Annotated in this window: 19 protein-coding genes; 15 read left to right on the top strand and 4 right to left on the bottom strand. The window is 72.3% G+C overall.

Features of this window, described 5'->3' with window-relative positions:
- A complete protein-coding gene (locus tag TR46_RS18410; protein WP_052432908.1) occupies positions 1-267 on the bottom strand; it encodes an MrpF/PhaF family protein in 267 nt (88 codons plus the stop codon).
- Complete coding sequence (locus tag TR46_RS43130) at positions 264-752, bottom strand: hypothetical protein (protein ID WP_152626559.1); 489 nt, start codon at positions 750-752, stop codon at positions 264-266. Before TR46_RS43130 ends, TR46_RS18410 begins: the two co-directional genes overlap by 4 nt.
- A gap of 226 nt (positions 753-978) precedes the next feature.
- On the opposite strand from TR46_RS43130, the gene TR46_RS18400 reads away from it, so the two are divergent.
- The 3 genes from TR46_RS18400 to TR46_RS18390 are packed head-to-tail and all read left to right on the top strand — an operon-like array spanning position 979 to position 2,781.
- Positions 979-1,545 carry a Dps family protein gene (locus TR46_RS18400; RefSeq protein ID WP_042402210.1) on the top strand — a complete coding sequence of 189 codons (567 nt, stop codon included), beginning with the start codon at positions 979-981 and terminating at the stop codon, positions 1,543-1,545.
- On the top strand, positions 1,542-2,234 hold the full coding sequence (locus TR46_RS18395; protein WP_042402208.1) for an HAD family hydrolase: 693 nt from the start codon (positions 1,542-1,544) through the stop codon (positions 2,232-2,234). The genes TR46_RS18400 and TR46_RS18395 overlap by 4 nt, the downstream gene beginning before the upstream one ends.
- 7 nt (positions 2,235-2,241) lie before the next feature.
- Positions 2,242-2,781: a cysteine hydrolase family protein gene (locus tag TR46_RS18390; RefSeq protein ID WP_084718689.1), complete on the top strand. Its 540-nt coding sequence runs from the start codon at positions 2,242-2,244 to the stop codon at positions 2,779-2,781.
- 47 nt (positions 2,782-2,828) lie between these two features.
- Here TR46_RS18390 and TR46_RS18385 read toward each other — a convergent pair whose 3' ends face one another.
- The gene (locus TR46_RS18385) at positions 2,829-3,011 is read right to left on the bottom strand and encodes a tudor domain-containing protein (RefSeq protein WP_042402205.1); all 183 of its coding nucleotides are present in this window, start codon (positions 3,009-3,011) and stop codon (positions 2,829-2,831) included.
- 41 nt (positions 3,012-3,052) lie between these two features.
- Positions 3,053-3,883, bottom strand: coding sequence for a DUF72 domain-containing protein (locus TR46_RS18380; protein ID WP_042402422.1), 831 nt, complete (start codon positions 3,881-3,883; stop codon positions 3,053-3,055).
- Positions 3,884-3,977: 94 nt separating this feature from the next.
- Between TR46_RS18380 and TR46_RS18375 the strand changes: the two genes are divergently transcribed.
- From TR46_RS18375 to TR46_RS38075, 12 genes are all read left to right on the top strand, one after another.
- Complete coding sequence (locus TR46_RS18375) at positions 3,978-4,253, top strand: DUF6479 family protein (RefSeq protein WP_042402201.1); 276 nt, start codon at positions 3,978-3,980, stop codon at positions 4,251-4,253.
- A 67-nt stretch (positions 4,254-4,320) separates the two neighbouring features.
- Complete coding sequence (locus TR46_RS18370; RefSeq protein ID WP_042402199.1) at positions 4,321-5,280, top strand: LLM class F420-dependent oxidoreductase; 960 nt, start codon at positions 4,321-4,323, stop codon at positions 5,278-5,280.
- A 116-nt stretch (positions 5,281-5,396) separates the two neighbouring features.
- On the top strand, positions 5,397-7,220 hold the full coding sequence (locus TR46_RS18365) for a thiamine pyrophosphate-requiring protein (protein WP_174505128.1): 1,824 nt from the start codon (positions 5,397-5,399) through the stop codon (positions 7,218-7,220).
- 71 nt (positions 7,221-7,291) lie between these two features.
- A complete protein-coding gene (locus tag TR46_RS18360) occupies positions 7,292-8,383 on the top strand; it encodes an enolase C-terminal domain-like protein (RefSeq protein WP_042402419.1) in 1,092 nt (363 codons plus the stop codon).
- A 128-nt stretch (positions 8,384-8,511) separates the two neighbouring features.
- Positions 8,512-9,081 carry a type 1 glutamine amidotransferase domain-containing protein gene (locus TR46_RS18355; protein ID WP_042402193.1) on the top strand — a complete coding sequence of 190 codons (570 nt, stop codon included), beginning with the start codon at positions 8,512-8,514 and terminating at the stop codon, positions 9,079-9,081.
- Positions 9,078-9,350, top strand: a complete 273-nt coding sequence (locus TR46_RS18350; RefSeq protein ID WP_042402190.1) for a hypothetical protein — start codon at positions 9,078-9,080, stop codon at positions 9,348-9,350. Before TR46_RS18355 ends, TR46_RS18350 begins: the two co-directional genes overlap by 4 nt.
- A gap of 67 nt (positions 9,351-9,417) precedes the next feature.
- Positions 9,418-10,047 (top strand): hemerythrin domain-containing protein, encoded by a 630-nt coding sequence (locus tag TR46_RS18345; RefSeq protein ID WP_152626558.1) that lies wholly within the window; start codon positions 9,418-9,420, stop codon positions 10,045-10,047.
- 40 nt (positions 10,048-10,087) lie between these two features.
- On the top strand, positions 10,088-10,669 hold the full coding sequence (locus TR46_RS18340) for a DUF6328 family protein (protein WP_174505127.1): 582 nt from the start codon (positions 10,088-10,090) through the stop codon (positions 10,667-10,669).
- A gap of 43 nt (positions 10,670-10,712) precedes the next feature.
- Entirely contained in the window at positions 10,713-11,750 is a 1,038-nt protein-coding gene (locus TR46_RS18335; RefSeq protein WP_042402184.1) for a cation diffusion facilitator family transporter, read from the top strand.
- Positions 11,747-13,399, top strand: a complete 1,653-nt coding sequence (locus TR46_RS18330; protein ID WP_042402182.1) for an alpha-amylase family protein — start codon at positions 11,747-11,749, stop codon at positions 13,397-13,399. The genes TR46_RS18335 and TR46_RS18330 overlap by 4 nt, the downstream gene beginning before the upstream one ends.
- 59 nt (positions 13,400-13,458) lie before the next feature.
- On the top strand, positions 13,459-14,487 hold the full coding sequence (locus TR46_RS18325) for an SDR family oxidoreductase (protein ID WP_042402178.1): 1,029 nt from the start codon (positions 13,459-13,461) through the stop codon (positions 14,485-14,487).
- Positions 14,488-14,652: 165 nt separating this feature from the next.
- Complete coding sequence (locus tag TR46_RS38075) at positions 14,653-18,219, top strand: WD40 repeat domain-containing serine/threonine protein kinase (RefSeq protein ID WP_052432907.1); 3,567 nt, start codon at positions 14,653-14,655, stop codon at positions 18,217-18,219.
- Positions 18,220-18,269 lie beyond the last annotated feature (50 nt).

Genomic DNA, 18,269 nt, shown 5'->3' with positions numbered 1-18,269 from the left:
TCAGCCCTCCCCGGGTTCGGGGGCCAGCAGCCGGGTGAACACCAGCGTGCCGACCGGGCCGAGCACGGCCAGCACCAGCGCGAGGTCGGTGTACGAGGAGGAACGGCCGAAGCCCTGGGCCAGTAGCAGGAACAAGACGCAGGTCAGCACCGAGGCAAGGTTGGCGCCGACCAGCCGCCGCACGGCCGGCCCCCGGCAGGCCGCCCAGACGCAGGGGGCCAGGCCCCCGGGGATCAGCACCGCGGCAGCGACCAGCCAGGCGTTCATGCGCCGTCCTCCTCGGTGAGCACGTCCTCCAGCCGCGAGCGCCCCGGGAACAGCGCGTGGATCCGCACCAGCGGCGGCGCGCCGTCGGTTCCCTCCACCTCGACCACACAGCCGCCCGGCGTTCCCGACACCAGCGCGCAGGCCCAGGCGGCCCCCACTCCCGGACGCAGCCGGACGGTCCGGAACCGGCCCGCGGCGTCCCGTCCGCGCAGAGCGGCCACGGTCAGGCCGGCCAGCCGCACGGTCTCGACCACCAGCGTCCCGGGCCAGGTCCACAGCGCGGCGCCGCACTGCGCGGCGGGTCCGGCTACCGGCCGCGCCGCACGGTGCACCGCCCACGCGCCGACCGCCGCCAGTCCGGAGCCCCCGGCGCCGACGGCCAGTTCGAGGACGGACACCGTACTGATGAACACCAGGTACAGCGCGAACAGCAGGGCCCACCAGGAGAGCAGTTCGACGAGCACACGCGGCCCCGTTCTCGGCATCGGTTCCCTCCTCGGTGCGCCCCTTCCCGGCGGTGCGGGCGGGATGCGTCTTCCCCGCGCCCCGGAACCAAACGCCGCAGCATGAAGCTAACGGACCGCGACCGGTCGGCCGCGCAGCCGCACAGTGTCGCCCCGGACTTCGGCCATACGGAGGAGTCGGGATGCTTCCGGTGAAACCGGGAAGGCGACCGCGACAGGACCTTCACCGCACAGAGAGCGAAGCGAGATGAGCACTCCCCGGTACACCGTCCCCGGTATCACTCCCGCCGACGCCGGCCAGGTCATCGACCGGCTGCAGCAGCGGCTGCACGCGCTCAACGACCTGGCGCTGACCCTGAAGCATGTGCACTGGAACGTGGTGGGGCCGCACTTCATCGCGGTCCACACGATGATCGACCCGCAGGTCGAGGCCGTGCGCGCGATGGTCGACGAGACCGCGGAGCGCATCGCCACCCTGGGCGGCTCCCCCGACGGCACCCCCGGCACCCTGGTCGCCGAGCGGACCTGGGACAACTACAAGCTGGGCCGCGCCGACGCCCAGGAGCACCTGGTGGCGCTCGACCACGTCTACAACGGCATCATCCAGGACCACCGCAGGGCCGCCGAGGCAACCGGGTCCGCCGACCCGGTCACCCAGGACATGCTCATCGGCCAGCTGCACGGCCTCGAACAGTTCCACTGGTTCGTCCGCGCCCACCACGAGACGGCCGGCGGCGCCCTGACGGACGCCCCGGCGAAGAACCCCCCGGCGGCGAAGCGGACGACGACGGCCTCGAAGGGCCGCAAGAAGTGACCGGGGCGGCGTCCGGAGGGCGCGACCGCGCCGTCCTCCTCGACGTGGACGGCACCCTGGTGGACACCTCCTACCTGCACGCGGTCACCTGGTGGGAGGCGCTGCGCCAGGCCGGGCACGTCGTCCCGATGGCCCGGGTGCACCGGGCGGTGGGCCTGGGCACCGAGCAGCTGTTGGACCGGCTGCTGGGCGAGGAACGGGACAAGGACCGCGACACCGCCCTGTCCGACGCCCACAGCGCCCTCTACGCCGCCTACTGGCCCTCGCTGCAGCCGCTGCCCGGTGCGGCCCGGCTGCTGCGGGCCTGCGCCGAGCGGGGCTGGACCGTGGTGCTGGCGACCTCGGCGAAGCAGGAGGAGCTGCAGGTCCTGCGCAAGGTGCTGGACGCGGACGACGCCATCGCCGACGCGGTGAACGCCGACGACGTGGACACCGCCAAGCCGGCACCCGACCTGGTCGAGCAGGCCCTCGCCAAGGCCGGGGTGCCGGCCGGCCGCGCGGTGTTCGTCGGCGACACGCCGTGGGACGTGGAGGCGGCGCACCGCAGCGGGGTCCGCTGCGTCGGCGTGCTCACCGGCGGCGTCAGCCGGGCCGAACTGCTGGAGGCGGGAGCCGACGAGGTCTACCAGGACCCGGCCGAACTGGCGGCCCGCCTGGACGCGAGCGCGCTCGGTCCCGCCGAGGGATAGTGTCCCTGTGCACCAGGACACCGCCGTCATCGTCATCGACATGATCAACACGTATGAACACGCCGACGCCGAAGCCCTGGTCCCCTCGGTCCGCGAGGTCCTGCCCAACGTCCGCACGCTGATCCGGCGGGCCCGGCACAGCGGCGTGGACGTCATCTACGTCAACGACAACTTCGGCCGCTGGCGTTCGCAGCACGACGAGATCCTGGAGCCCGCCCTCCACGGCCGCCACGCCGACCTGGTGGAACCGGTGCGCCCGGACGAGCAGTCGCTGTTCGTGGTCAAGGCCCGCCACTCGATCTTCTTCCAGACCCCGCTGGACTACCTCCTGCAGCAGAACGGCATCCACCGTCTGGTGATGTGCGGACAGGTCACCGAGCAGTGCGTGCTCTACTCGGCCCTGGACGCGCACATCCGCCACTACGAGGTGACCGTGGTGCGGGACGCCGTGGCCCACATCCACGCCGACCTGGCCGACGCCGCCCTGCGGATGATGGAACGCAACATGGACGCCCGCCTGGAGACGGCCTCGGAAGTCAAGCTGTGAGGCGTCAGGCTGTGAGACGTCAAGCTGTGACCGGGCGTCGGCGCCGATCAGGCCGCGCGCAGCGATGCCACGTCGCGCGCGTCGCAGGTGCCGCAGTGACCGTCGGCGAATCGCACCCGCAACCGCCCGTCCCTCCGCACCCCCACCACGGTGCCGCGTTCCGCGGCCCGCTCGGCCGACTCGCGGTGTACGACGACTTCCTCACCCGCTGAGGGGTTCTCCCGCGTCACTGCCCTCATCCTCCACTGTCGGAGCTGTATGCCACCGACGCCTACCCTGCCGACGCCGATCCATGGGCGGGCAGCAGCCGTCGCAGGGCCTCCGCGGCGCGCTGCGCCTCGCCCGCGCAGCAGGTGTTGAGCACCGCGTGGACCTCGTCGGCCTGCGCCGCCAGTTCCGAGAGCCGGTCGGCCCAGAGCGCGAGTTCCCGGTCCGAGTAGGTGTAGCGGAACCGGTCCTCCTTGCTCCCGCCGATCCAGTCCTCGCTGTGCCCGTGCAGTCGGACCACGGCCGTCGACGAGGTCGCTGCGAGGAGCGGCGGGACCGCTCCCGGATGCCCCTTCGGCATGTCGACGCAGACATGGGCTGCGTCCCGCGACCGCAGGTACTCGAGCGTCCTGCCCCGGCGCTGCGGGTCCGCGAACCAGGACGGGTGGCGGAACTCGACGGCGGCGGGCAGCGGACGACAGCGGTCCAGGGCCTCTCCCACCCGCTGCTCCCAGTGCGGTCCCGCGGTGCACCAGGGCGGGAACTGGAGCAGCACCCGGCCCATCCTGCCGGCCGTCCGCAACGGCGCCAGCGCCTCGTGGAACCGCTGCCAGGCGAGCTCGGGGTCGCGCGGATGCACCCGGCCCGGATGGCCGGTGAGCGCCGAGAACGCCTTGACGTCCATCACGAACCCGTCGGGGGTGCTGTCGGCCCAGCGCTGGACCACGGCGGGCGTGGGGATGGCGTAGTACGGCGAGTCGGCCTCCACCAGGCCGAAGCGGCTCGCGTAGTGGGCCAGCCGCTGCGCCGGGGTCCGGGTCCCCGGCGGGTACCAGCCCGACGCGGTCAGCTCACGGTCCGCCCAGCCGGCGGTGCCCACCAGAATGATGCCCATGGGCGGCGCGTGCCCGATCCGACCCGTCCGATGCACCCGAACGGACCATGGTTCGCGCGGCTGCGCGGGGTAGACGCCGACCATGAACACCGCCATGAGTGCAGACGCCGTCCTTGCAGCCTCCACCAGCGGTTCCGGCGGGATCATCGCCCTGATCATCGGAATCGTCGTCGTTGTCATTCTGATCGGCGCGTTCGTGTGGGGCTCCCGCCGGCGTGAGCGCGAGCCCGCGCCGCTCCCCGTCGCACGCGACCTCGGCGAATCGCCGTCGGCGACCGACCCGGAAGCGACCGCGGACCGTGCCGCCCCGGACTCCGGCTCCTGGGCCGCCCCGCCCGGCACTCCGGGCGAAGCCCCTCACGGCCGGTGAGGTTTCCGCGGGCCGGATCGCGGCTAGCCGATCCGTGAAGGCTGTGGGCCGAGTGAGAGGTGCTGCGATGACTTCCTTCGGATTCTTTCTCTCCTGCGAGGAGTTCACCCCCTACCAGCTGCTGGAACAGGCCCGGCTGGCCGAGCAGGCCGGGTTCACCGGCCTGGCGGTCTCCGACCACTTCCATCCCTGGAACGACGAGCAGGGCAGCAGCCCCTTCGTCTGGTCCATGATCGGGGCCCTCTCGCAGGCCACGGACCTGCCGGTGACCACCCTGGTGACCTGCCCCACCGTGCGGCTGCACCCCGCGGTGACCGCCCAGGCGGCGGCCACGTCGAGCGTGCTCACCCGGGGAAGGTTCGCGCTCGGTGTCGGAACCGGTGAGGCGCTCAACGAGCACATCCTCGGCGACCGCTGGCCCGAGTACGACGTCCGCGCCGAGATGCTGGAGGAGGCCGTCGAGGTGATGCGCGCCCTGTTCAGCGGCGAGCGCATCAGCCACCACGGCCGGCACTACACCGTCGAGGACGCCCGGCTCTACACCGCGCCCAGCCGGCCGGTGCCCGTCCATGTCTCCGGCTTCGGCCCGAGCAGCGCCGAACTGGCCGGGCGGATCGGCGACGGCTTCGTCACCATGCAGCCCGACACCGACCTGGTCGGCGCGTTCCGCGAGGGCGGCGGCACGGGCAAGCCGGTGCTCGGCGGGCTGAAGGTGTGCTGGAACCCGGACCGCGACACGGCGGTGAAGACCGTGCACCGGCTGTGGCCGACCGAACTGCTGCCCGGCGAGCTGGCCCAGGTGCTGCCGACGCCTGAGCACTTCGAACAGGCCTCGCAGCTGGTGACCGAGGAGCAGGTGGCCGACGCGGTGGTGTGCGGCGACGACGCCGAGCAGCATGTCTCCGCCGTGCGGGAGTACGTGGACGCCGGTTTCGACGAGGTCTTCGTCGGCCAGATCGGCCAGGACTACCACGGCTTCTTCGACTTCTACCGGGACCGGGTGCTGCCCCGGCTCACCGCGGCCTGAGCCGCCGTCCTGAGCCACTGACAGTTCCTCCCCGGAACCGGGGTTTCGTCTTCCCGACTGCGGCTAGGCGATCAGTTGAGTCCATGTCGACATGTCCGAGCGAAGTGGAGTCTGCCGTGGCAGAGAAAGTGTCCGACCAGGTACTGGACCGACTGCGGGACTGGGGCGTGGAGCAGGTCTTCGCCTACGCGGGGGACGGGATCAACGGCCTGCTGGCCGCCTGGGGCCGGGCCGAGGACCGGCCGCGCTTCATCCAGGCCCGGCACGAGGAGATGGCCGCCTTCGAGGCCGTGGGGTACGCCAAGTTCTCCGGCAGGGTCGGCGTCTGCGCCGCGACCTCCGGGCCCGGCGCGATCCACCTGCTCAACGGCCTCTACGACGCCAAGCTCGACCATGTGCCGGTGGTGGCGATCGTGGGTCAGACCAACCGCAGCGCGATGGGCGGCTCCTACCAGCAGGAGGTCGACCTGCTGAGCCTGTACAAGGACGTCGCCTCCGAGTACTGCGAGATGGTGACCGTCCCGGAGCAGCTGCCCAATGTGCTGGACCGGGCGATGCGTACCGCCTACGCCAAGCGCACCGTCACCGCGGTGATCATCCCGGCGGACGTGCAGGAGCTGGACTACGAGGCCCCCGCCCACGCCTTCAAGATGGTCCCCTCCAGCCTGGGCCACCCGCACTACACCCCGGTCCCCGACGAGCAGGACCTGCAGCGGGCCGCCGAGGTGCTGAACGCCGGTGAGAAGGTCGCGATCCTGCTGGGCCAGGGCGCCAGGCGGGCCCGGCCGCAGGTCGAGCAGGTCGCCGAACTGCTGGGCGCGGGCGTGGCCAAGGCGCTGCTCGGCAAGGACGTGCTGCCGGACACCCTGCCGTTCGTCACCGGCTCCATCGGGCTGCTGGGCACCCGCCCCTCCTACGAGCTGATGCGGGACTGCGACACCCTGCTGGTGATCGGCTCCAGCTTCCCGTACACCCAGTTCCTGCCGGAGTTCGGGCAGGCCAGGGCGGTGCAGATCGACATCGACCCGTTCATGGTCGGCCTGCGCTACCCCTTCGAGGTGAACCTGGTCGGCGACTCGGCGGCGACGCTGGACCGGCTGGTGCCGCTGCTGGAGCACAAGGAGGACCGCGCCTGGCGCAGCACGGTGGAGAAGAACGCAGCCCGCTGGTGGGAGGTGATGGAGCGGCGCGCTGCTCTGGAGGCCGACCCGGTCAACCCGGAGCACGTGGTCCACGCCCTGGACGAACTGCTGCCCGAGAACGTGATGCTCAGCGCCGACTCGGGTTCCTCCGCCAACTGGTACGCCCGGCACCTGCGGCTGCGCGGCGACATGCGCGGCTCGCTGTCCGGCACGCTGGCCACCATGGGCCCCGGCGTCCCGTACGCCATCGGCGCCAAGTTCGCCCACCCGGACCGCCCGGCGATCGCCATCGTCGGCGACGGCGCCATGCAGATGAACGGGCTGGCCGAGCTGATCACCGCCGCCAAGTACTACCAGGACTGGGACGACCCCCGGCTGGTCGTCGCCGTGCTCAACAACCGCGACCTCAACCAGGTCAGCTGGGAGATGCGGGCCATGGAGGGCGCCCCGCAGTTCCTGCCCTCGCAGCAGATCCCCGACGTCCCCTACGCCCGGATCGCCGAGAACTTCGGGCTGCTGGGCATCAGCGTGGACAAGCCCGACCAGGTCGAGGCCGCCTGGCGGCGGGCCCTGGCCGCCGACCGGCCCTGCGTCGTCGAGTTCCGCACCGACCCGGCCGTCCCGCCGATCCCGCCGCACGCCGACTGGGACCAGGCACTGGCCACCGCCTCCTCCATCCTGCACGGCGACAGCGACCGCGCCGGGATGGTCAAGCAGGGCGTCAAGGCGAAGCTGCAGGAGTTCCTGCCCGGGAACGGCAGGGGGAAGGACGCCGACCAGAAGGACGACGGGCAGTGACCGGCCTGAACGGCACCGGCGCGCACACCGCCGGCGCGGACAAGGTCCGCACCGGGAAGCCGGATCCGGCGATCGACCGGATCGACGTCGCCGTCTACACCGTCCCCACCGACGCCCCGGAGGCCGACGGCACCATCGCCTGGACCAGCACCACCATGGTCCTGGTCCAGGCGGTGAGTGGGGGCACGGCCGGACTGGGCTGGACCTACGGCGCGCCGGCCACCCGCGAGGTGGTCGGCGGCGAACTGGCCCCGCTGCTGCTGGGCCGCTCCGCGCTGGACGTCCCGGCCGCCAACGAGGCCATGCACCGTTCGGTCCGCAACGCCGGCGCGCCCGGACTGGTGGCCGGCGCCGTCTCGGCGGTGGACATCGCCTTGTGGGACCTCAAGGCCCGACTGCTCGGTCTGCCCCTGGTGCGGCTGCTGGGCGCGGCCCGCGAACAGGTCGCGGTCTACGGAAGCGGCGGGTTCACCAGCTACGACGACTCCATGATGGACCGTCAACTCCGCGGCTGGGCGGACGGGCAGGGCATACCCCGGGTGAAGATCAAGGTCGGCGAGTCCTGGGGCGGCTGCGAGCGCCGCGACCTGGACCGGATCCGCCGGGCCCGCGAGGCCGTCGGCCCGGACTGCGAGCTCTATGTCGACGCCAACGGCGGCTACACCGGCAAGCAGGCGGTCCGGGTCGCCGCGGCCTTCGCCGACCAGGACGTCCGCTGGTTCGAGGAGCCGGTCTCCTCCGACGACCTGCCCGGGCTGCGCGCGGTCCGCGAGGCCGTGCTGCCCGACGTCGCGGCCGGGGAGTACGGCTACGACCTGCCCTATCTCACCCGGATGGCCGCCGCCGGGGCCGTCGACTGCCTGCAGGCCGACGCCACCCGCTGCGGCGGCATCACCGTCTGGCTGCGCGCCGCGGCGGTCGCCGAGGGCCTCGGGCTGCAGCTGTCCGGCCATTGCGCCCCACACGTCCACGCCCACGCGGCGGCCGCCGCCCCCGCGTTCCGGCACCTGGAGTGGTTCCACGACCACGTCCGGATCGAGAACCTGTTCTTCGACGGCACCCTCGACCCCCGCGGCGGTGTGCTGACGCCCGGCGCCGACGGCCGTCCCGGGCACGGCCTCAGCCTGGTCGAGGAGCGCGCCGTGGCCTACCGGGTCGCCTGAGAGCGGTCCCGTCCAGTGCCGCCCAGTCCCGGTTCGCCCGGTTTGCCCGGGCCGACAGCGGCAAGGCGGGAGGGGTACGCGCGGTACGAGAGCCCACTGACGAGAGCCCACTGAGAGGAACGATTCCCATGGTCACCCTGCAGGGACGGACCGTCGCCTTCCTCGTCGCCCCGGAAGGTGCCGAGCAGGTCGAGCTGACGGACCCGTGGCAGGCCGTGCTCGAAGCCGGCGGCACCCCGCGCCTGGTCTCCACCCGGTCCGGCCAGGTGCGGGCGTTCAACCACCTGGACCGCGCCGACACCTTCGAGGTCGACGACGTCGTCGGCAAGGTGTCCGCGGCCGACTACGACGCCCTGGTACTGCCAGGCGGCGTCGCCAGCCCCGACGCCCTGCGGCAGGACCCCGAGGCCGTCGCCTTCGCCCGGGACTTCTTCGAGGCCGGCAAGCCCGTCGCGGCGATCTGCCACGGCCCCTGGACCCTGATCGAGGGCGGCGTGGTCAGCGGCCGCACCCTCACCTCCTGGCCCAGCCTGCGCACCGACCTGATCAACGCCGGCGCCCACTGGGTCGACGAGCGGGTCGAGGTCTGCACCGCCGGCCCGAACACCCTGATCACCAGCCGCAAACCGGACGACCTCCCCTCCTTCGACGAGGCCATGGTCACCGAGTTCGCCCGGGCCGAGGGGCGAGCGGCATGACCGACACGGAGATCGAACCGCAGGGCGACCACGAGTACCTGGTCCGCCTGGACGACGCCGAGACCCGGATCCAGGTCACCCCGGACGTGCTGCGCCGGATCTCGGCCGCCGTCACCGACGAGCCCCGGGTGGTCGACCTGACGGTCCAGTGGCTGCTGGAACGGCAGTCGGCGGCGGACCTGCCGCCGATGCTGGACCTCGACGACATCGCCGCCGGCTACCCGGACTTCGTCCCCGACCTCGACAGGCGGCTGGCTGCGGCGTCCTGAGCCACGACCTCGTCGACCCACAACCTCGACCACGACCTCGACCCTCGGACCTGACGTACGGAGGGACATGATGAGCACCGACATCCTCGACGACCTGGAGTCCGACCACACGGAACTGCGCCGCATCTTCAGCGCCTACACCGGGCTGCCGTTCCACGACCCCGAGCGCAAGGAACTGGTCGACCGGGCGACGGCCCTGCTGATGCACGACATGCGGATCGAGACGGGCCTGCTGTACCCGCTGGCCCGCGAACTGCCCGACAGCGGGTACCCGATCGAGCAGGCCAGGGCGGAGAACGCCGAGATCGAGGCCCTGCTGCTGGAACTCGGCCGCAGCGACCAGGACAGCCCCGGCTTCGACCGCCTGGTCGCCCAACTGGTCGAGCGGGCCACCGGCCACGCCAATCACGAGGAGGCCCAGTTCTTCCCGGCGCTGCGCGAAGGACTCGGCTACCGCGATCTCGCCGAGGCCGGAGAGCGGGCCCAGGCCATCCGCCGGCACGGCTCGACCGCACCCCGCCCGGAGACCGTCTCGGCCCAGCCCCGCGACGACCTGCCGCCGGCGGAGCGCGGCGTCCGTCAGCGGGTGCGCGACCTGTTCAGCCCTGCCGGCTCCGGACAGCGGCCCGGCTACTCGGCCGACACCGTGAAATACCGCGAGGACCCGGTGCACCCGGACCGCGAAGGGAACGAGTAGCCCGGACGGCAGGTGGCCGGGAAGGGCAGGGCGCCGGACCATGCGCGAAACGAGCGGAGGACCGCACGGCGGCGGCCCCGGGCGGTCGGAGACGCCCGAGCAGCGCGCCGACCGGATGTGGAACGAACTGCTCCAGGAGGTGCGGGTCTCGCAGACCGGAGCGCAGATTCTGTTCGGCTTCCTGCTGAGCGTCGCCTTCACACCGCGGTTCGCCGCCCTCGGCACCTTCGACACGTACCTCTACGTGGTCACCGTGGTGCTGGGCGCCTGTGCGACCGGGGCGCTGATCGCCCCGGTGGCCTTCCACCGGTTCCTGTCAGGGCACGACCTCAAACCGCAGCTCATCCATGTCGCCGTCCGGTTGATGGCCGTCGGGCTGGCGCTGCTGGCCCTGACCATCGGCACGGCCCTGCTCCTGCTGCTGCGGACCGCCACCGGCAATCCGGCGCTGGCCGCCGTGCTGGCGGCGGCGGTGTCGGCCTGGTTCGCCGTCGCCTGGCTGCTGCTGCCGTACACGGTGCTGCGCCGCGCCGAACGGGCGGAGAGGACCCACCGTCCCGGGCCGACCGGTCCGTCCGATCCGACCGGCCCATCCGGCCCGACCGGTCACGGCGAGGGCTGAAATCGCCCCACATACCGCTTCGCCGCGCGGGTAGCCGCAGCACATGAGCGATCACCGCGCCGCAGCCCCCGCACGGCAGCGCAGCACCCTGGTCACCGTCGGCGTCGCGCTGGCGGCGAACCTGGTGATCGCCGTGGCGAAGACAGCGGCCGGCCTGATCGCCTCGTCCCCGGCCATGCTCTCCGAGGCGGCCCACTCGGTCGCGGACAGCCTCAACGAGGTGTTCCTGATCGCCTCGCTGCGGCGCAGCAGGCGCGCCCCGGACCGCGAACACCCCTTCGGCTACGGCAAGGAGCGCTTCTTCTGGTCGCTGCTGGCCGCCGTGGGCATCTTCGTCACCGGCGGCTGCTTCTCGTTCTTCCAGGGGCTGCAGGCCTGGCGCCACCCCGAGAGCGAGACGCACACCGGCTACCTGGTCTCCTTCGTGGTCCTGGGCGTCGCCCTGCTGGCCGAGGGCGGTTCACTGGCCAGGGCGCTGTTCCAGGCCCCGGCGGTACGCCGCGGACGCGGCCCGTCGTCGGTGCTGCGGGCCGCCGGCGACCCGGCCCTCCGTACGGTGCTCGCCGAGGACGCGACCGCGGTGGTCGGCGTGCTGCTGGCCGCGGCCGGTCTGGGGCTGCACGGGCTGACCGGCGACGGTCGCTGGGAGGCCGGCGCGTCACTGTGCATCGGCCTGCTGCTGGTGTTCGTGGCCTACCGGCTGGGACGCCAGGCCGAGCACGAGCTGATCGGCCGGGCCGTCGACCCGGAGCTGCAGGGCGAGCTGCGCGCCTTCCTGGACCGGGAGCCCGACGTCGACACCGTGGCCGACCTGCTCACCATGCAGCTCGGCCCGGACTCCACCCTGCTGGCGGCCCGGCTGGACATCCACGCCGGCCGCGACAGCGAGGAGGTCGAGGAGATCTGCATGCGCATCAGAAAGGCGATGCGGGACCGCTGGCCGCAACTGGACCAGATCTTCCTGGACATCACCGACGCGTCCCCGGAGCAGCGCAGGCGCGCCGAGGGCGAGCTGAACCGCCTGCACGGCGGCCCCCGCAACGGCCTCCAGGCCACTGCAACCGAATCGGAGGCGGAATGATCGGGCACTGGTACAAGCAGGCCGTCGTGTACTGCGTCGACGTCGACTCCTTCCAGGACTCCGACGGCGACGGGGTCGGCGACTTACGGGGCCTGATCAGCAGGCTGGACTACATCGCCCGGCTGGGCGCGACCTGCCTGTGGCTCAACCCGATCCACCCCTCGCCGATGCGCGACGGCGGCTACGACGTCACCGACTTCTACAACGTGCACCCGCGGCTGGGCACGCTCGGCGACTTCGCCGACCTGCTCCGGGCCTGCGACGACCGCGGCATCCGGGTGGTGATCGACCTGGTGGTCAACCACACCTCGGACCGCCACCCGTGGTTCCGCTCGGCGGTCTCGGACCCGGAATCGCCCTACCGGGACTGGTACGTCTGGTCCGGGAAGGAGCCCGCCGACCGCAGGCAGGGCATCGTCTTCCCGGGCGAGCAGGACGAGACCTGGACCTGGCAGGAGGAGGCCGGGGCCTGGTACTACCACCGCTTCTACGACTTCGAGCCCGACCTGGACATCGCCAACCCGGCCGTCCGCGAGGAGATCAAACGGATCATCGGCTTCTGGACCCAGCTCGGGGTGGCCGGCTTCCGGGTGGACGCCGCGCCCTTCGTGATCGAGCTGACCCGGCCCGACGTCCCGGACCCCGAGGAGGACTGGGGCTTCCTCACCGAGCTGCGCGAGCACCTGTCCTGGATCCGCGGCGACGCCGTCCTGCTCGCCGAGGCCAATGTCGAGCCGGACCGCCTCACCGACTTCTTCGCCGACGCGGGCGGCTCCGACGACCGGATGCACCTGCTGTTCGACTTCCCCCTCAACGGCCGTCTGCTGCTGGCCCTGGCCACCGGCGACGCCGCGCCGGTCACCGAACTGCTCAGGAACAGCCCGCGGCTGCCGGAGCCGGCCCAGTGGGCGTCCTTCCTGCGGCTGCACGACGAGGCCGACCTCAGCCGGCTCGAACCCTCCCAGCGCGAGGCGGTCTTCGCCGCCTTCGCCCCCGACCAGGACATGCGGCTGTACGGCCGCGGCATCCGCCGCCGGCCGGCCCCGATGCTGGGCGGCGACCGGCAGCGGCTGCGCCTCGCCTACTCGCTGCTGCTCTCGCTGCGCGGCACCCCGGTGATCCGCTACGGCGACGAGATCGGCATGGGCGACGACCTGCGGCTGCCCGGACGGGAGTCCATCCGCACCCCGATGCAGTGGTCCGGCCATCCCGGCGGCGGCTTCAGCACCGCCCCGCGCCGCGGCCGCGCCGCGCAGCTGATCAAGTCCGGACCGTACGACTACCGCGAGGTCAACGTCACCGAGCAGCGGCGCAACCCGGACTCGCTGCTCGCCTTCCTGGAGCGGGCGATCCGGATGCTGCGCGAGTGCCCCGAAGTGGGCCGGGGCAGCTGCCGGGTCGTGGACGCCGAGGTGCCGCCCCCGGTGCTGGTCCACCGCGCCGACTCCCCCACCGGCGCCGTGCTCTTCGTGCACAACCTCGGCGACCGCGCGGTCACCGTCGACCTGGGCGAGCAGGAGGGCACCGGCCCCGACTTCGGCGAGGTGTTCGGCGACCGCCGCTACGAGGAGCCGGAGCCCGGCCTGACCGGCCTGGAACTGGCCGGACACGGCTTCCGCTGGATACGCCTCAGCCGAAGAACGGAATAGCCGCCCGGTGGCGGGTAGGCGCTTGGACAGAGCGTCCCGACCGACTTGGAGGATCCGCCATGTCCGACCACGAGATCCCGCCGACCACCCGGAACGTCGTCGTCACCGGAGCCTCCGGTGGCATCGGCCGCGCCGTCGCCCGCGCGTTCGCGACCAGGGGCGACCGGGTCGCGCTGCTGGCCCGCGGCGACACCGGGCTGGAGGCGGCCAGGCTCGACGCGCTGAAACTGGGCGCGCCCGAGGCCGTGGCCGTGGAGGTGGACGTCGCCGACGCCGACGCGGTGGACGCCGCGGCGGAGGAGGCCGAGAAGCAGCTGGGTCCGATCGACATCTGGGTCAACGACGCCTTCACCTCGGTCTTCGCGCCGTTCATGGAGACCTCGCCGGACGAGTTCCGACGGGTCACCGAGGTCACCTACCTCGGCTACGTCTACGCCACCAGGGCCGCCCTGGCCCGGATGCTGCCGCGCGGACGGGGCACCGTGGTCCAGGTCGGCTCGGCGCTGGCCTACCGGGGCATCCCGCTGCAGAGCGCCTACAGCGGCGCCAAGCACGCCATCCAGGGCTGGCACGAGGCGCTGCGCTGCGAGCTGCTGCACGACGGCTCCGGGGTGAACGTCACCATGGTGCAGATGCCGGCCGTGAACACTCCCCAGTTCGACTGGGTGCTCTCCCGGCTGCCGCGCCGGGCGCAACCCGTCCCGCCGATCTACCAGCCCGAGGTCGCCGCCCGCGCCGTGCTGTACGCGGCGGACCACCCCGACCGGCGCGAGTACTGGGTGGGCGGCAGCACCGTCGGCACCCTGCTCGCCAACGCGGTCGCCCCCGGGATCCTTGACCGCTACCTGGCCCGCACCGGCTACTCCTCGCAGCAGGACCAGGGCAAGGCCGACCCCGACGCCCCGGAGAACCTCTGGCAGCCGGTGGACGCCGACGTCGACGAGGGCGCCCACGGCCGCTTCGACGACCGCTCCAGCTCCCGCAGCTACCTGCTCTGGGCCTCCCAGCACCACGGCGCCGTAGCGGCAGCCCTGACCGCCGCCGCGGCCGGCGGCGCCGTCGCCGGCATCCGCGCGGCCCGCCGCTGACGCCCGGTCAGCGGCGGCCGTCTCGCTGTTCCCACCCGACCCACAGGTGCGCACCGGAACCATGGACGACGTGAACTCGTCAGAATGGAGCAGGAATGGATCAGGCGTGACAGATGTGGGGGCTACGACATGGGGGGACCTCTTCTCCCAGGGGATCCTCGGCAGTTGGGGGACTTCTACCTCGACGGCAGGCTCGGCGCAGGCGGCCAGGGCGCCGTCTTCGAGGGCTACGCCCCCGACGGCAGGCGCGTCGCCGTCAAGGTCCTGCACGAGGTGGACGCCGAGAGCCGCGGGATGCTGCGCCGGGAGCTGCGCGCCTGGCAGCTGGTGGAGCCCTTCTGCACCGCGCGCCTGCTGTACACCGACCTCGCCGGGCCGATCCCCTTCGTGGTCAGCGAGTACGTGGCCGGACCCAATCTGCGGCAGGCGATCCGCGCCGCCGGACCCCACGCGCCGCAGGAGCTGCGGCGACTGGCCGTCGGCATGGCGGCGGCCCTGGTGGCCGTCCACCGGGCGGGGGTGGTCCACCGGGACCTGAAGCCCGAGAACATCCTGCTCGGCCCGGACGGCCCGCGCGTGATCGACTTCGGTATCGCCCGGGTCGTGGAGGGCACCGCCACCACCGGTCTGCCCATGGGCACCCTGCGCTACATGCCGCCCGAGCGCTACCGGGGACTGCCCGGGGACGGCAAGGTCGACGTCTGGGGCTGGGGCGCACTCGTCCTGTTCGCCGCGACGGGCCAGGACGCCTTCGGCGGCGAGAACCTTGCGGAGATCGCCTACCGGGTCGCCACCCACCGGCCGGACGTCTCCGGCCTGGAGGAACCGCTCCGTTCACTGGTCCGGTCCGCGCTCTCGCACGACCCGGCGGAGCGGCCCAGCGCCGAGCAGTTGCTGCTGACGCTGGTCGGCCGCGCGGATCTGGCCTCGGCGGTCCGGGAGGCGGGCGCCGGCGGTCCCGTCAAGGACGTCCCGGCCGACTCCGTCGGCCCGTCCCGCGGCGAGGTGGCGGAGGCGGTCTTCTCCCGGCTGAACGCCGCTGCCCAGGACGCCGTCCCGGCGGTGCTGCTGCGTCTGGTCGCGGCGGGGGAACGTGCCGAGGACACCCTCCGTTCGGCCCACCGGGGCGAGTTCTCCGACGGCCGGACCCCCGAGCACGTCCTGGACTGGGTGCTGCGCGCCTTCACCGAGGCCGGGATCCTGGTATGGCAGGGCTACACGGCCACGCTCTCCTCCGCCGCGCTGCTGCGGTCATGGCCGCGCCTGCACGACTGGGTGGAAGCCGAGCGCTCAGGCCTGAGCACCCATCAGCGTCTGACCGAGGGGGCCAGGACCTGGACCGAGCACGGCCGCCGCAGGAACGACCTGGTCCAGGGAAGCACGCTGGACCGGATGCGCGACTGGTCCGCGACCGGACGGCGCCACCTCGCGCTGAACCTGGCGGAACAGGCCTTCCTGGAGGCCGCCGCCGAGCTGGGCCGACGACGCGGTCGACTGCGCATGCTGCTCAGTGCCGTGCTGGCGTTCCTACTGGTCGTCGCGGTCGGCGGCGCAGCGGTCGCATTCGACCAGTGGCGGACCACGGTCGCCCAGCGCGACCAGGCGGCCTCCGGCCAGGTGGCCGCCCTCGCACTCTCGCTCCGGGTCACCGACCCCCAGCTCGCCCGGCGCCTGGCGGTCGCCGCAGCGCAGTTGGGCGACACACCGCAGGCCTGGTCGGCCCTGCTCGCCGTGCGCTACCAACTGGAGCACGACGCCTTCAAACTGGAGGCCCCGACGACCGCCGGCGCCGACGACCTCGACGGCACCGGACAGACCTTCGCCGTCGCCGCAGGTGCCCGCGTGGACTTCTGGAACGTCCGGACCCGCGCCAGGACCGGCAGCTACACCGCACCCGCGAAGGTCCGCAACGTCATCCTCTCCCAGGACGGCACTGTGGCGGCCGTCGTCGGCGACGACGGTGTCGTCCGATTCGTCGGGGTGACCGCCGCCAAGAACGGCGCCATGGCTCAGGTCGCCCCCGCCCTGAGTGCCCCGAAGAGCTCCCAGGGGAACTGGCCGGCTCTGCAACTCAGCCCGCACGGCGGCTTCCTGGTCGTCGAGACCAGTGACACCAGGTCCACGATGACCGTCCGTGACATCCACACCGGTCGCGCCGTCGCAAGCCTCGACGCGGGGGGTTCCTCGACCCCCATCTTGGACACATCGTTCTCCCCGGACGAGGGCGTCCTCTCCCTTCCCGTCCCGAGCGGCGGTCAGCCCTTCACCTGGATCGACCTTCACACCGGCAGGCACCTGCCGGTCCCGGTCATGAACGTCCAGGCCAAGAACGTCACCGGCGCGGTGGCGTTCAGCCCTGACGGCAAGTCGGCAGCCGTGGCCACGCTCAGCAACACCGTCAGCCTGTTCGCCCGGACGCAGGACGGGGCGTCCGATACCCTCACCGGCGCCGACCAGTTCTCGCCCTACCCGCTCACCTTCAGCCACAACAGCCGGTACCTGGCCCAGGGCGCGACCGTCTGGGACGCCGAGGCCACCACCCCGAAACTCGATCCCGTCCTGACGCACCCCACCACCCGGACCGACTGCTCCGCAGGCACGTTCTACCGCTTCACGGCCGACGACAAGGCGTTGGAGTGCGTGGGGATCGACGGATTCATCCGCTCCCTCGATGTCAGCGCCTTCACCGCACCGCCCGGATGGGAAACCGACGGCAACGTCGACCAGGCCGCGGTGAGCCCCGACCGCTCCGCCTTCGCGCTGCTCCACCAGAACAGGCTGGAGATCTGGTCGGCGCAGTCGCGGACCAGCCGTCTCAGTGTGGAGGCGCTGGCGAAGACCGACCCTCCGACCTCGACGCCGGACAAGATCCAGATCGGCCCTGGCGGGCAGCTGGCAGCGGTGCTGCGCGGTACCGGTATCGAAATCTGGGAGCCGGCGAAGAAGGACGGTGCCCTGCTGGGCACCTTCCCGTTCATCGACCCGACCAGGGTCAGCAACGCGGTCACGTCCTTGGCCTTCTCCCCCGACGGCAGCTCGCTCGCGGCCTTCGTCACCACGACGGACGGGACCGACACGCTCACCTTCTGGAACCTGCGCACCATGAAGCAGATCCACTCGGTGAGCGCCCACCTCGGCAATCCCGGCAACCCGGGATCGCTGCTCTTCGCCCCCGACGGCCGGTCCGTGGTCTCACCCGAGTTCGGCAAGGTCGCCTTCCCCTCCGGACAGACCCTTCTCGCCGGCTCCTCGGACGTGCAGTTCGACGCGATCAGCACCGACGGCACCACCCTCTACTCCTACCCGCACGCCTCCCGGCCGTCCCTCCAGACCTGGAACGCGGCGACCCTGCGTCCGCAGGGAGACGACCTGTACACCGGCACGCTGAACGAACCGTTGTTCAATCCGGTCTGGGACAACGCCGTCTCCCCCGACGGGCGCCTGCTGGCCACGGCGCAGCAGCAGGGAACCGACTTCCAGTTCGCCCTGTGGGACACCCGCGACCGGACCCAGCTCGGCGTCCCGCTCATCGGACCCACCGGCGACATCGAGGCCGTCGCCTTCTCCCCGGACGGTGCGACGCTGACCGCGGTGGACAAGTACGGCAGGTTCTACGCCTACCCGCTCGCCCCGACCGCCCTCGCCCACTCCCTCTGCACCGAGTCCGGCGCGCTGACCAAGGCCGAATGGAAGGCCTACATTCCGGACGTCCCCTACCGCCACGACTGCTGACAGCCACCGGGTCCGCTGCTTGACGTAGATACTTGTACATCACACAATAG

The organism is Streptacidiphilus carbonis, assembly GCF_000787775.1.
Lineage (GTDB): Bacteria > Actinomycetota > Actinomycetes > Streptomycetales > Streptomycetaceae > Streptacidiphilus > Streptacidiphilus carbonis.
This window is presented reverse-complemented; position numbering and strand designations above follow the sequence as displayed.